13 protein-coding genes are annotated in these 13,844 nt (G+C 72.3%); 8 read left to right on the top strand and 5 right to left on the bottom strand.

What is annotated here, in order from left to right; all coding sequences use genetic code 11:
- Positions 1-41: 41 nt before the first annotated feature.
- Positions 42-1,547 (top strand): M4 family metallopeptidase, encoded by a 1,506-nt coding sequence (locus ACZ6JT_RS06395; RefSeq protein ID WP_469208233.1) that lies wholly within the window; start codon positions 42-44, stop codon positions 1,545-1,547.
- A 78-nt stretch (positions 1,548-1,625) separates the two neighbouring features.
- Here ACZ6JT_RS06395 and ACZ6JT_RS06390 read toward each other — a convergent pair whose 3' ends face one another.
- From ACZ6JT_RS06390 to ACZ6JT_RS06380, 3 genes are all read right to left on the bottom strand, one after another.
- Positions 1,626-3,983 carry a bifunctional polysaccharide deacetylase/glycosyltransferase family 2 protein gene (locus ACZ6JT_RS06390; protein ID WP_469207734.1) on the bottom strand — a complete coding sequence of 786 codons (2,358 nt, stop codon included), beginning with the start codon at positions 3,981-3,983 and terminating at the stop codon, positions 1,626-1,628.
- Between the two features lie 99 nt (positions 3,984-4,082).
- Positions 4,083-4,640: a hypothetical protein gene (locus ACZ6JT_RS06385; protein ID WP_469207732.1), complete on the bottom strand. Its 558-nt coding sequence runs from the start codon at positions 4,638-4,640 to the stop codon at positions 4,083-4,085.
- A 288-nt stretch (positions 4,641-4,928) separates the two neighbouring features.
- Entirely contained in the window at positions 4,929-5,660 is a 732-nt protein-coding gene (locus tag ACZ6JT_RS06380) for an SDR family oxidoreductase (protein ID WP_469207730.1), read from the bottom strand.
- Positions 5,661-5,844: 184 nt separating this feature from the next.
- Here ACZ6JT_RS06380 and ACZ6JT_RS06375 point away from each other — a divergent pair, with 184 nt between their 5' ends.
- Entirely contained in the window at positions 5,845-6,459 is a 615-nt protein-coding gene (locus ACZ6JT_RS06375; RefSeq protein ID WP_469207728.1) for a dihydrofolate reductase family protein, read from the top strand.
- A gap of 26 nt (positions 6,460-6,485) precedes the next feature.
- On the opposite strand, the gene ACZ6JT_RS06370 is transcribed toward ACZ6JT_RS06375, so the two are convergent.
- Positions 6,486-6,857, bottom strand: a complete 372-nt coding sequence (locus tag ACZ6JT_RS06370; protein WP_469207726.1) for a hypothetical protein — start codon at positions 6,855-6,857, stop codon at positions 6,486-6,488.
- A 134-nt stretch (positions 6,858-6,991) separates the two neighbouring features.
- Here ACZ6JT_RS06370 and ACZ6JT_RS06365 point away from each other — a divergent pair, with 134 nt between their 5' ends.
- Positions 6,992-7,954 (top strand): DMT family transporter, encoded by a 963-nt coding sequence (locus ACZ6JT_RS06365; protein ID WP_469207724.1) that lies wholly within the window; start codon positions 6,992-6,994, stop codon positions 7,952-7,954.
- A gap of 19 nt (positions 7,955-7,973) precedes the next feature.
- Here ACZ6JT_RS06365 and ACZ6JT_RS06360 read toward each other — a convergent pair whose 3' ends face one another.
- Complete coding sequence (locus ACZ6JT_RS06360; RefSeq protein WP_469207722.1) at positions 7,974-8,987, bottom strand: Gfo/Idh/MocA family protein; 1,014 nt, start codon at positions 8,985-8,987, stop codon at positions 7,974-7,976.
- 195 nt (positions 8,988-9,182) lie between these two features.
- Here ACZ6JT_RS06360 and ACZ6JT_RS06355 point away from each other — a divergent pair, with 195 nt between their 5' ends.
- The 5 genes from ACZ6JT_RS06355 to ACZ6JT_RS06335 are packed head-to-tail and all read left to right on the top strand — an operon-like array spanning position 9,183 to position 13,843.
- Positions 9,183-10,193, top strand: coding sequence for a substrate-binding domain-containing protein (locus ACZ6JT_RS06355; protein WP_469207720.1), 1,011 nt, complete (start codon positions 9,183-9,185; stop codon positions 10,191-10,193).
- Positions 10,190-11,224, top strand: coding sequence for an ABC transporter permease (locus tag ACZ6JT_RS06350; RefSeq protein WP_469207718.1), 1,035 nt, complete (start codon positions 10,190-10,192; stop codon positions 11,222-11,224). The genes ACZ6JT_RS06355 and ACZ6JT_RS06350 overlap by 4 nt, the downstream gene beginning before the upstream one ends.
- Positions 11,191-12,084: an ATP-binding cassette domain-containing protein gene (locus tag ACZ6JT_RS06345; protein ID WP_469207716.1), complete on the top strand. Its 894-nt coding sequence runs from the start codon at positions 11,191-11,193 to the stop codon at positions 12,082-12,084. Before ACZ6JT_RS06350 ends, ACZ6JT_RS06345 begins: the two co-directional genes overlap by 34 nt.
- Positions 12,081-13,253: an ROK family glucokinase gene (locus tag ACZ6JT_RS06340; RefSeq protein WP_469207714.1), complete on the top strand. Its 1,173-nt coding sequence runs from the start codon at positions 12,081-12,083 to the stop codon at positions 13,251-13,253. Before ACZ6JT_RS06345 ends, ACZ6JT_RS06340 begins: the two co-directional genes overlap by 4 nt.
- A complete protein-coding gene (locus ACZ6JT_RS06335; RefSeq protein WP_469207712.1) occupies positions 13,250-13,843 on the top strand; it encodes a hypothetical protein in 594 nt (197 codons plus the stop codon). Before ACZ6JT_RS06340 ends, ACZ6JT_RS06335 begins: the two co-directional genes overlap by 4 nt.
- The last annotated feature ends 1 nt before the right edge of the window (position 13,844 follow it).

The following is a 13,844-nucleotide window of genomic DNA, read 5'->3' as shown; positions in this document are numbered from 1 at the left end:
CCCGAGTGCTGCGCGCCGCCGCCGTCGTCGCGTCGGCGGCGATGGTCGCGATCTCCGTCCAGAGCGGCTCCGCCAACGCCTCGGCCGAGCGCGAGGAGGGAGCCACCGCGCTCGCCCTCACCGCCGACGCGCGCGTCCAGGCGATCACCGCGGCCCAGAACACGGCGGCCGACACCGCGCGGGCCATCGGCCTGGCCGACGACGAGCGTCTCGTGGCCCGCGATGTGATCAAGGACGCCGACGGTACGGTCCACACCCGCTACGAGCGCACCTACGCCGGGCTGCCGGTCCTCGGCGGGGATCTGGTGGTCCACCAGAAGAAGGACGGCCGCCGCAAGACCACCAAGGGCATCGAGGCCCGAATAGCCCCGGCCGCCGCCCGCTCCTCCCTCAAGGCCGCGCCCGCCGGTGCCCGCCAGGTCGTCTGGGCGGCGAGCGGAACCCCGGTCTTCGCCTACGAGGCCGTCGTCACCGGCACCCAGCACGACGGAACCCCCAGCGAGCGGCACGTCATCACGGACGCCGCCACCGGGGCCGAGCTGTACTCCTACGAGGCCATCGACACCGGCACCGGTACGAGCCAGTACTCCGGTTCCGTCACGCTGGACACCACGCAGAGCGGGGCGTCCTACAGCCTGACCGACGGCGTCCGCGGCGGCCACAAGACCTACGACCTGAACGGAGGCACCACCGGCGCGGGAAGCCTGTTCACCGACGCCGACGACAAGTGGGGCGACGGACTGCCGTCGAACCGCCAGACGGCCGCCGCCGACGCCCACTACGGCGCTGCCGTGACCTGGGACTTCTACAAGTCCGAATTCGGCCGCAACGGCATCGCCGGGGACGGCAAGGCCGCCTACTCCCGCGTCCACTACGGCAACGCCTACGTCAACGCCTTCTGGTCCGACGCCTGCTTCTGCATGACCTACGGCGACGGCGCCGCCAACCAGAAGCCGCTCACCTCCCTCGACGTCGCCGGCCACGAGATGAGCCACGGCCTGACCGCCGCCACGGCCAAGCTGAACTACAGCCGCGAGTCGGGCGGCCTCAACGAGGCCACCAGCGACATCTTCGGCACCTCGGTGGAGTTCTTCGCCAACAACTCCGCCGACGTCGGCGACTACCTCATCGGTGAGAAGATCGACATCCGCGGCAACGGCACGCCGCTGCGCTACATGGACAAGCCCAGCAAGGACGGCGCCTCGGCCGACTACTGGTCCAAGACCGTGGGCCGGCTCGACGTGCACAACTCCTCGGGCGTGGCCAACCACTTCTTCTACCTGCTCTCCGAGGGCAGCGGCGCGAAGACCGTCAACGGGGTCTCGTACGACTCGCCCACCTACGACGGTTCGACGGTGACCGGGATCGGCCGCACCAAGGCCTACAAGATCTGGTACAAGGCGCTCTCGACCTACATGACGTCGACCACCAACTACGCGGGAGCGCGCACGGCGACCCTGCAGGCGACGGCCGACCTGTACGGCTCGACCAGCGCGGAGTACCAGCAGGTGGCGGCCGCCTGGAAGGCCGTCAACGTCAACGGCTGAGCCGGCTCCCGAGCGCTACCCCGCCCCGGCGGGCCTGCGGGCCCGCCGGGGCTTCCGCCGCTTCCGGCGGATTGCGGACTACAGGTCGCGGTGCACCTGTGAGGGCCAGATGTGGTCCTGCGGGCTGTGCGGGATCGGTGCCGGTGCGTGGGGCGCCCAGGCAGGGTCCGCCCCGTAGCCGCCGTGCGGCTCCGCCGCGGGACCGTCCCAAGCCCCGGCAACCTGCGGCGCCCCGGGCGCGGGCGGTCGGCCGTACGAAGGGCCGGACGGCCGGGACGGCACCGCGGTCAGCGGCTCGGAGGGGGTGGCGGGTACGTGCAGGCTGCCGTAGCGCTCCATCCGCTGCCAGCGCAGTCGGGAGCCGGTGACGGCGGTGAAGACGGACTGGATCACCACCAGGTACATGAGCTGGCGGTAGACGAACTGTTGCAGCGGCAGGCTCCACAGCGGGCCCGGCCGCTCCCCGTCCAGGCGGAACGCGTACAGGCCCATCAGGACCTGGAGGAGCAGGAACGCCGTCCACAGGCCGAGGATGCGCAGGGGGTCGAGGAAGACCAGGCCGTAGACGGCGAAGACGTCCACGACGGGCGCGAGCAGGGGCAGCAGGACCTGGAACATCAGCAGGTAGCCCAGACCGCGTCGCCCGAGCTTGCCGGCCTGCCCCCGCTGGGCGAGGGCGCCCCGGTGCTTCCACATGGCCTGGAGGGTGCCGTAGCACCACCGGTAGCGCTGCTTCCACAGGGCACCGAGCGAGGCGGGTGCTTCCGTCCAGGCCTTGGCCCGCTCCTCGTAGACGACGCGCCAGCCGTCCCGGCACAGGGCCATGGTGAGGTCGGTGTCCTCGGCCAGGGTGGTGTCGCTGACACCGCCGACCCGCAGCAGTGCCTCGCGGCGGAACGCGCCGACGGCGCCGGGCACGGTGGGCATGCACTCGGCCAGGTCGAACAGACGGCGGTCGAGGTTGAAGCCGACGACGTACTCGATGTGCTGCCAGCGTCCGAGCAGTCCTCCCCGGTTGACCACCTTGGCGTTGCCGGAGACCGCGCCCACCCGGCGGTGGGCGAAGGGCTGGACGAGCATGCGGACGGCGTCCGGTTCGAAAACGGTGTCGCCGTCGACCATGACGAGCAGATTGCAGGAGGCGGCCGCGATACCCGTGTTGAGGGCCGCCGGCTTTCCGGCGTTCTGCTGCCGGATGACCCGTACGCCGGGCAACCGGAGAGCCTCGACGATGTCGGCGGTGCCGTCCGTGGAGCCGTCGTCGACGACGATGACCTCGAGCTGGTGGTCGGAGGCCACGAGGGAGCGGACGGCCGCCTCGATGCCGGCGCTCTCGTTGTAGGCGGGGACGATGACGCTCACGGGTTCGGTGACCGCAGCACCCCACGGCTTTCGGCGCATCCGTACGTGCCGGCGTGCGGCGACGAAGACGGCGACCGCACGCAGCAGGCTGATCGCGCCCGCCGCCCACAGCAGCCACGAGAGGGCTTCGAGGATCCGGTCGCTGGTACGGATCGCTGTGATCAGGGCGAGGCCCTGCCACCGGTCCGTGGTCGCGGCGGGCTGCACGGCCCCCCGCAGGGCGACCGCGTCGCCCACCGTGGCGAATGTCCAGCCGGAGGCCTTCAGCCGCGGCACGAGCTCCTCGAGCGCGGCGACCGTCTGCGTGCGGTCTCCGCCCGCATCGTGCAGGAGCACGATCTGCCCGGCGGTGTCCTTGGGTGTGGCGCCGGCGACGATCTGTTCCACGCCCGGGCGTCGCCAGTCCTCGCTGTCCAGGGTCGTCAGGACGGTCAGGTACCCCTCCTGCCCGGCCTGGACGACGGCGCTCCAGTCGGCGTCGTCGAGCGCCTTGCCGGTGGAGGAGTACGGCGGGCGCAGCAGCGGCGTGGTGACGCCGGTGGCGCCGGCGATGACGAGCTGGGTCTCGCGCAGTTCCAGGGAACGCCGCCAGGCGGACGCGGCGCCGAGATCGGTGTGGGTGAAGCTGTGCAGGCCGATCTGGTGGCCCTCGTCGACGATCCGGCGGGCGAGGTCGGGATTCTCGGCGACCCGGGTGCCGACGGTGAAGAAGGTCGCGGGCACGGCGTTGCGGCGCAGCACGTCGAGGATCTTCGGGGTCCAGACGGGGTCGGGGCCGTCGTCGAAGGTCAGGGCGATCGTGCGGGCCGCCGGGGCAGCGGTGCGGGCCGCCTCCCCCTCGATCACCGGCCCGCCGGAGCTGATCTTCGCCGGTACGGACGTTCCCGGACCCTGCTCACGGTGAGCCCCGTCGGGGGTGGAGTCGAACAGGTGCTGGGTGTAGCCCTGGAGGAGCAACGCCGCCGAAAGGGTGAGCACGAGCGCGGTCAGCAACAGCCAGTGGGTGCGCAGGGGGACGTTGCGTACTACGGTGCTGTGCCTGCCGTGGGGGCGGCGGCGACGGTTCTTCGACAAGGGTGGCACTTCCTGCCTGCTGCGTGGGGTGGTGCGGTGCCGGCTGCCCGCACTGTGCTGGGCCGGTCCGGCGTGACGGACGTGCCGGATGTGGCCGGCTCAGGGACGGCCGGTGGGCTTGCCGCCACCCTGGCCGGGAGGAGCGGTGACGCGGCCCCGGCCTCCGCCGCGAGGCGACGGACCCGGGTCTGCCGGACCGGTCGCGGCCTTCGTCGGGCCCTGCCCGGTGCTGGGCGTCCCCTGGGCGGTCACGGTCGTGGCAGCCGGGGAGGGTGCGGCGCCACTGTGCGAGGCGGCCGGGGCGGAGCGCGTGCTGCTGCTCGCCGGACCACGGGTGGCGGGGCCGGCGGTGCCGGCCCCTCCCGTGCCCCCGGGCGCGGGGGTGTGGGGAGCCTGAGCGGAGGGCAGGAAAGGCGACTGGAACGTGGGGCCGCCCAGCAGGGTGCTCAAGAGCAGCACGACATAGGCGACGGCCGGTACCACCAGCAGGTAGCTCCAGCGGCGCACCCGGCGCTGTCTGCGCCCCGACGTGTCGACGAAGACGGGGGCCTCGGCGGCGGCCGGGCCCGGCGGCGCCTGCGCCGTGCCGTACGCACCGATGTCACCGGGGAAGAGCTCCATCGTGTCCTGATCCGGGATGCCGAAGGGTGGGTGCATGCGTGGTGGCCTCTGGGATCGGGAAGCAGAGCGACTGATGCCGGGGCGCGCTCGAGAGGGCACCCCATGCCCTTCAGCGCTGGAACCACTGTCCGCGTCACTCCCGGTACCGAACGAGTCCCTTTCCGTACGGCGCCGACCGCGATGCCCCGGTCGGCGCCGATCTACCCGCTCCGCCCCGGCTTGGCCGTACGACGAGGGCCCAGGTGCCCCGAGATTCCCCTGCTCACCTTGGCGTGACCTGCCGGAGCAGCTCGGACCTTCGCGGACCGCGCACAAACGCGAGCCCTACGCGGCGTGGCCGCCGTCCACCGCGAACTCCGCCCCCGTGACGTACGCCGCCCCGGGCCCGGCCAGGAAGGCCACCATGTCGGCCACCTCGCCCGCCGTGCCGAAGCGTCCCAGGGTGGTCATCGCCGCCTGCGGGTCGGCGTACGGCCCGTCGGCGGGGTTCATGTCGGTGTCCACTGGCCCCGGGTGGACGATGTTCGCGGTGATCCCGCGCCCGCCCAGCTCCCGGGCGAGGGCCTTCGTCAGCCCGATCAGCGCCGACTTGCTCATCGCGTAGAGGGTTCCGCCGGGCCCCGGCACCCGCTGGGTCATGCAGCTGCCGATGGTGATGATCCGCCCGCCCTGCCCCAGTTCGGCGGCCGCGGCCTGCGCGGCGGTGAACACCCCGCGCACGTTGACCGCGAGCACCCGGTCCACATCGGCCGCGGTCAGCGCCTCCAGCGGTCCGAGCACACCCACACCGGCGTTGTTGACCAGCACGTCGAGCCGCCCGAACTCCCGCACGACCCGCCCCACGACCTCGGCGCCGGCCCCCGAATCCCCGGCGTCGGCCCGCACCGCGAGCACCCGCCGCCCGAGCGCCTCGACCTTCCCGGCCACCTCGGCCGCGGCCTCCACGCCGTTGACGTAGGTGAACGCGACGTCCGCGCCCTTCTCGGCCAGCCGCAAGACGGTCGCGGCCCCGATCCCCCGGCTGCCGCCCGTCACCAGTGCCACCTTGCCGTCCATGACGTTCCTCCTCGATCGGCCACCATCTGGTTGCGAGTTCAATCAAATCCATGAGCGCTCCGGGACGCTGGCAGGAATCCGACCTCGCGTTCGCGCGCGGCGGTGTGCGTGGCGTCGCGATGAGGTTTCCGAGGTCCGGGAGTCTGCCTTCGTGTAGGGACGACCGAGCTGGGAGCGCAGAGCCATGGGCAAGCTGACCCTGACCACCTTCGTGACCCTCGACGGCGTGATGCAGGCGCCCGGGGGCACGGAGGAGGACCGCAGCGGCGGGTTCGAGTACGGCGGGTGGCTGGTGCCGTTCGCCGACGAGGGCATGCTGGAGTTCGTCAAGGACGTCTACGGGCGGACCGGGGCGTTCCTGCTCGGGCGGCGGACGTACGAGATCTTCGCCGGGTACTGGCCGCACCACGACGATCCGGCCGACCCCATCGCGGGCAACCTCAACCGGCTGCCGAAGTACGTGGCCTCCACCACGCTGGAGGAGCCCGCCTGGGGCCCGGTCACCGTGCTCGACGGGGAGCACCTGCAGAGCGAGATCGTCCGCGTCAAGGACGCGCTGGAGGGAGAGCTCCAGGTGCACGGCAGCGGGCAGCTCGCGCAGTGGCTGCTCGCCCGGGACCTCGTGGACGAGCTGAACCTGCTGGTCTTCCCGGTGTTCCTGGGCGCGGGCCGCAAGCTGTTCCCGACCGGCGGACTGCCGACCGCCTTCGAGGTGACGGACTCCCGTACGACCTCGGTCGGCACCTCCATCCACACCTACCGTCCGAAGGGGCGGGCCGCCTTCGGCACGTTCACCTAGTCAGCCCTTCGGCACGTTCACCTGAGTCAGCGGGGGTCGAGGACGAGCTGGACCACGCGGCCCTCGCGCAGGACCAGCAGGTCGGGGGCCTCGTGTTCGTAGTGGCGGATGCGGCCGACCGGGCCCGGCGGGCGGATGTGGGGGGCCACGACCAGCAGGAAGTCCTCCAGCTCCGGCAGCTGTTCCGCGTGGATCTCCTGGCGGGCCGTCAGCGCCCAGCCGCCGTGTTCGGTCGGGGCGAACTCTCCGACGAGCACGCCCCGGACGCGCCGGGCCGGGCCGCGGGCGCAGAGGAGTCCGCTGTCCGGCGCCAGCTGGCGCCGGACCTCCGCGAGCACGGCTTCCGGCGTGGTGTCGAGCAGGTCGAACGCCAGGTCCAGGGCGTAGAGATCAGCCATGCGCCCGATGCTACGGGCCCGGCGCGGGCGGCCGGGAAACGGGTCGCCCGGCATGATCGGCTCCGGTAGCGTGCCCCCTGCACCCGTGCGAGCCGCCGATGTCTCCACCCCTGACGAGTTCTCGGAGACCTGCGTTGACCGTGCTCTCGCCCACCGTCGGAGCCCCCCGCCGGGCCGCCTGGCTCGCCGACCTGCCGGTCCTGGCCGTCGCCGTCGTATGGGGCGGCAGTTACCTCGCCGCCAAGGGCATCACCACCGCGCACACCGTCATCGCCGTGCTCGTGCTGCGGTTCGCCCTGGTCCTGCCCGTCCTCGCCGTCGCCGGCTGGTCGCGGCTGCGCGCCCTGTCCCCGGCGCAGTCCCGCGCCGCCGGGCTGCTGGGCCTCGTGCTCGGCGGGATCTTCCTCCTGGAGACCTACGGGGTCGTCCACACCTCCGCGACCAACGCCGGGCTGATCATCAGCCTGACCATGATCTTCACCCCGCTGGCCGAGGCCGCGACGCGGCGGCAGGCGCCCTCCGGTGGATTCCTCGGGGCCGCGGCCGTCTCCGTGGCCGGTGTCGTGCTGCTCACCCAGGGCGCGGGATTCACCGCGCCCGGCCTCGGTGACCTGCTGATCCTCGGCGCCGCCCTCGCCCGGACGCTGCACGTCCTGCTCATGGCCCGCATCGAGGCGGTCCGGGACGCCGACTCGCTGTCGCTGACCACCGTGCAGCTCGGCGGCGCCGTGCTCGTCTTCGCGCTGCTGGCCGCCGCGCCCGGGACCGGGGCGAGCCCGTGGGCCGCCGCGGCCGGTTTCGGGGCCGCGCAGTGGGCCGGGCTGGCCTTCCTCTCCGTCTTCTGCACCCTCTTCGCCTTCTTCGTGCAGATGTGGGCCGTGCGCCGCACCTCGCCCTCCCGGGTCAGCCTGCTGCTCGGCACCGAGCCGTTGTGGGCGGCCGCCGCGGGCATCGCCATCGGAGGGGAGGATCCGGGGCTCCTCGGATACGCGGGCGCCCTGCTGGTCCTGGGTGGCACCGCCTGGGGACGGCGCGCCGTCACCACCGCCCGAGGGTGGCCGGAAAGCGTCGCAGCCACAGGTGATCACCCGGCTTAGGGTGGCCCCCGTGCCCCGCTTACAGAACCGGCAGGTCCGGGAGCTCCTCCAGCCGGACCCGGCGCCGCTCCCGGCGCGAGAGTTCGCAGGCCTCCGCGATCCGGAAGGCCGCCAGCGCCTCCCGGCCGTCGCACGCGTTGGGCCCCTCACCCCGCACCAGCCGGATGAAGGCCGCCAGCTCGGCCTCGTACGCCGGGGCGAAACGTTCCAGGAAGCCGGTCCACGGCTTGCTCGCCGGCGGCGGGCCGTGCGGTTCGGTGGAGGCGATCGGAGTCCGGTCGTCCAGTCCCACCGAGACCTGGTCCAGCTCCCCGGCCAGCTCCATCCGTACGTCGTACCCGGCGCCGTTGCACCGCGTGCCGGTGGCCGTGACCAGGGTCGCGTCGTCCAGCGTCAGCACGGCGGCCGCCGTGTCGACGTCGCCCGTCTCCCGGAACTGCGGCGGACCGGCGTCCGATCCGGCCGCGTACACCTCGACCACCTCGCGCCCGGTCACCCAGCGGACCATGTCGAAGTCGTGCACCAGGCAGTCCCGGTACAGCCCGCCCGAGGTCGCCAGGTACGCGGCGGCCGGCGGCGCGGGATCGGCCGTCGTCGTCCGTACGGTGTGCAGCCGCCCCAGGGCGCCGGAACGGACCAGCTCCCGGGCCGTGCCGTAGCCCGCGTCGAAGCGGCGCATGAACCCCACCTGGAGCAACCCGCCCGCGGCCCTCACCTCGCGCAGCGCCGCCAGGGTCCGGTTCAGGTCCGGGGCCAGCGGCTTCTCGCAGAACACCGGCAGCCCGCCGCGCACCGCCCGTACGACCAGATCCGCGTGCGCCTCGGTCGCCGACGCCACGACCACCGCGTCCACGCCCCAGGTGAAGACCTGCTCCACGCTGGGCGCGGCAGTGGCCCCGAGCCGGTCGGCGAGGCGCGCCGCCCGCGCGGGATCGGCGTCCGCGAGCAGGAGCGAGCCCGCATCCCGGTGGCGGGCGAGCGCCGCCGCGTGGAAGGACCCGATCCGGCCCGTTCCGATGAGCCCGATGCGCATGCACTCAACCTGACCCTGTCGGCGGAACCTGTCAATCCGCCCGCGCATGTCAACCTGCGCCCGCGTGCCCCGATGACCCTTCATGGTCGACTGTGGCGGATACTGAGCGGCTGGACCGGAATGGAGCCGGAATGACCGGATTGGTGACCGGCTCGACGGCGGACCGCATTGATGACGAGGGAAGGGCACGGCGACGTGGCTAGGGTTCGGACAGGGGTGCGCGTCGTGGGCGCCGTGCTCGCGGCGGTACTGGGGGCCTCGCTCGCGGGCTGCAGCAGTACGGGGGGCAAGCGCGCCGAGGAGCGGGCGAAGGCCGCCGAGGCGGGCCGGCCCGCCGTCTCCACCCCGCGCTGGACCTTCGCGATGGTCACGCACGCGGGCGACGGCGACACCTTCTGGGACATCGTCCAGAAGGGCGCCAAGGAGGCCGCGGCGAAGGACAACATCAACTTCGTCTACGCCCACGACGACCAGGCCCAGCAGCAGGCGCAGTTCGTGCAGAACGCCATCGACCAGAAGGTCGACGGGATCGTCGTCAGCCTCGCCAAGCCGGAGGCCCTCAAGGACGTCATCGCCAAGGCCGTGAAGGCCGGCATCCCGGTGATCACGGTCAACTCCGGCTCCGCCCAGTCCGCCGAGTACGGCGCGCTGACCCACATCGGCCAGGACGAGGAGATCGCCGGCGAGGCGGTCGGCACCGAGCTGAACAAGCGCGGCCGCAAGAAGGCCGTCTGCGTCCTGCACGAGCAGGGCAACGTGGGCCACGAGCAGCGCTGCGCCGGGGCGAAGAAGACCTTCTCCGGCACGATGGAGAACCTGTACGTCGAGGGCACCAACATGCCCTCCGTCCAGGCGTCGATCCAGGCGAAGCTCCAGGCCGACCCGGCCGTCGACGCGATCGTCACCCTCGGCGCCCCCTTCGCCCCGACCGCGATCAAGGCGAAGGACGCGGCGGCGAGCAAGGCCGAGGTCGACACCTTCGACCTCAACGCGTCGGTGGCCCGCGACCTCAAGTCCGGGGCCCTCGGCTTCGCCGTCGACCAGCAGCCCTACCTCCAGGGCTACGAGGCCATCGACCTGCTCTGGCTGTACCGCTACAACGCGAACGTGCTCGGCGGCGACCGCCCGGTGCTCACCGGACCGCAGATCGTCACCGCCGCCGAGGCGTCCAAGCTGGAGGAGTTCATCAAGCGGGGCAGCCGATGAGCGCGCCCGCCGCCGTCGACGAACGGCTCGCGCCCACCTCCGCCGTGCGGAAACTGCTCGCCCGCCCGGAGCTGGGCTCCGTGGTCGGCGCCGCCGCCGTCTTCGTCTTCTTCTCCTTCGCCGCCCCCAGCTTCCTGCAGGCCTCCAGCCTGAGCACGATCCTGTACTCGGCCTCCACCATCGGGATCATGGCCGCTCCGGTGGCCCTGCTGATGATCGGCGGCGAGTTCGACCTCTCCGCCGGTGTCATGGTCACGACCTCCGCGCTGGTGAGCTCGATGTTCAGCTACCAGATGACGGCGAACGTCTGGGTCGGCGTCGCGGTGTCCCTGCTGGTGACGCTCGCCATCGGCTTCTTCAACGGCTTCATGCTGACCCGCACCAGGCTGCCCAGCTTCATCATCACGCTCGGCACCTTCCTGATGCTGACCGGCCTGAACCTCGGCTTCACCAAGCTGATCAGCGGCTCGGTCTCCACCAAGACCATCGCCGACATGGAGGGCTTCTCCTCCGCCCGGGCCCTCTTCGCCTCGCAGTGGAACGTCGGCTCGGTCACCCTCAAGGTCACCATCCTGTGGTGGCTGGCCATCGTCGCCGTGGCCACCTGGATCCTGCTGCGCACCCGCGCCGGCAACTGGATCTTCGCCGTGGGCGGCGGGGCCGACGCGGCCCGCGCGACCGGCGTGCCCGTCGTGAAGACCCGTATCGGCCTCTACATGGGCGTCGCCCTGTGCGCCTGGATCTCCGGGCAGCACATCCTCTTCTCGTTCGACGTGGTCCAGTCGGGCGAGGGCGTCGGCAACGAGTTCCTCTACATCATCGCGGCCGTCATCGGCGGCTGCCTGATGACCGGCGGCTACGGCTCCGCCATCGGCTCGGCGGTCGGCGCCTTCATCTTCGGCATGACCAGCAACGGCATCGTGTACGCGCAGTGGAACCCGGACTGGTTCAAGTTCTTCCTCGGCGCGATGCTCCTGCTGGCCACGCTGCTCAACGCATGGGTCCGCAAGCGGGCGGAGGCACGGGCATGACCGGCGACGCACTCGTGAGGCTGACCGACGTCAGCAAGTACTACGGCAACATCCGCGCCCTCCAGGGGGTCTCCCTGGAGGTCTCCGCGGGCGAGATCACCTGTGTCCTCGGTGACAACGGCGCCGGCAAGTCCACCCTCATCAAGATCATCGCGGGCCTGCACCGGCACGACGCCGGCACCTTCGAGATCGAGGGCGAGGAGACCGTGCTCCCCAACCCGCGCGCCGCCCTGGACCGCGGCATCGCCACCGTCTACCAGGACCTCGCCGTCGTCCCGCTGATGCCGGTCTGGCGCAACTTCTTCCTCGGCTCCGAGCCCACCAGGGGCCGCGGCCCCTTCCGCCGCCTCGACGTGCCCCTCATGCGCGAGACCACCCGCGCCGAGCTGCTGCGCATGGGCATCGACCTGCGCGACGTCGACCAGCCCATCGGCACCCTCTCCGGCGGTGAACGCCAGTGCGTGGCCATCGCCCGCGCCGTGTACTTCGGCGCCAAGGTCCTCGTGCTCGACGAGCCCACCGCGGCCCTCGGCGTGAAGCAGTCCGGGGTGGTCCTCAAGTACGTCGCCGCCGCCCGCGACGCGGGCCTCGGCGTGGTCCTGATCACCCACAACCCGCACCACGCGTACCTGGTGGGGGACCGTTTCGTCCTCCTCAAGCGCGGCACCATGGCGGGCAGCCACACCCGCGACTCGATCACGCTCGACGAGCTCACCCGGCAGATGGCCGGCGGCTCCGAGCTGGACGAACTGAGCCACGAACTGGAGCGAGTGGCAGAATCGGGGGCAGACGCCCCACCCGGCGCAGCCGACCCGGCTTCCCGTACCACCCCAGCCAAGAGGGACGACACGACTCGATGAGCACGTACCGGGACTTCACGCTCACCCACCGGGGGTCGGCGCGAGGCACCGTCCTGCGGACCATCGGAACCCGGGAGCGCCGGTCGCACCTGACCGCCCCGCGCGTGCCGACGGTCGGCATCGACATCGGCGGCACCAAGGTGATGGCCGGGGTCGTCGACGCCGACGGCATCATCCTGGAGAAGATCCGCACCGAGACCCCGGACAAGTCCAAGAGCCCCAAGGTCGTCGAGGACACCATCGTCGAGCTGGTCCTGGACCTCTCCGACCGGCACGACGTGCACGCGGTCGGCATCGGGGCCGCCGGCTGGGTGGACGCCGACCGCTCCCGGGTGCTGTTCGCACCCCACCTGGCCTGGCGCGACGAGCCGCTGCGCGACGCGCTCCAGTCCCGGCTCGCGGTCCCGGTCATGGTCGACAACGACGCCAACACCGCCGCCTGGGCCGAGTGGCGCTTCGGCGCCGGCCGCGGCGAGGACCACCTCGTCATGATCACGCTCGGCACCGGCATCGGCGGGGCCATCCTGGAGGGCGGCCAGGTCAAGCGCGGCCGCTTCGGGGTCGCCGGCGAGTTCGGCCACATGCAGGTCGTCCCCGGCGGCCACCGCTGCCCCTGCGGCAACCGCGGCTGCTGGGAGCAGTACAGCTCCGGAAACGCCCTGGTCCGCGAGGCCCGCGAGCTGGCCGCCGCCGACTCCCCGGTCGCGTACAACATCATCGCCAGGGTCGGCGGCAACGTCCACGAGATCACCGGGCCGCTCATCACCGAGCTCGCCCGCGAGGGCGACGCCATGTGCGTCGAACTGTTCCAGGACATCGGCCAGTGGCTCGGCGTCGGCATCGCCAACCTCGCCGCCGCCCTCGACCCCTCCTGCTTCGTCATCGGCGGCGGCGTCAGCGCCGCCGACGACCTGCTGATCGGCCCCGCGCGCGAGGCCTTCCGCCGCCATCTCACCGGCCGCGGCTACCGCCCCGAGGCGCGCATCGCCAAGGCCCAGCTCGGCCCCGAGGCCGGTATGGTCGGCGCCGCCGACCTCGCCCGGCTCGTCGCCCGCCGCTTCCGCCGCGCCACCCGTCGGCGGGTCGAGCGCTACGAACGGTACGAGCGCTACGCGCAGCAGCTGGGCCGGCGCGACCCCGCCGGATCCGAGGACCAGGACGAACAGTGACACCGCCCTCCCTGCCCCACCAGGCCCCCGCACCCGACGCGGACGCCACGCCGCCGCCCCTCGCCGAGGACCGCAGGCACGTCGTCAAGCGCCGCTGGATCACCGCGATCATCATCGTGCTCCTGATCGGCGTACCGGCGGGGTACCTCGCGATCTCCACCCAGCAGAGCCGCGAGAGCGGCCGGGACAAGGCCGCCAAGGTCGGCGCGTCCGAGGTGCGCCCCGGCTGGCCCTCCAAGGTGCAGCGCAGCATCTACGAGGTCCCGATCCCGCCGAAGGCCTGGCGGGTCGGGTTCCTGGAGACGAACAACTGGCGCACCAGCCGGCTGTTCACCGCGTTCGCGGTGACCCCCGAGGACCTGGACGCCTTCCTCGCCTCCGTCGGCACCAGCCGGGCCGGGCTGAAGCGGGGCGAGGTATCGATCTCCGCGCACGACTCCGAGGTCGCCGGCTGGAGCTGGAGCCCGGAGGCCACCTGGTACGGGACCACCCTCGAACAGCCGGACCCGCGCCCCACCCGGGACATCACGGTGGACCTCACCGACCCCGAGAAGCCCCGGGTCTACGTGGTCTCCACGACCACCCCCTGAC

Source organism: Streptomyces sp. NPDC046308, assembly GCF_055588065.1.
Note: the sequence above shows the minus strand (reverse complement) of the source record. Positions and strands in the feature narration are given on the sequence as shown.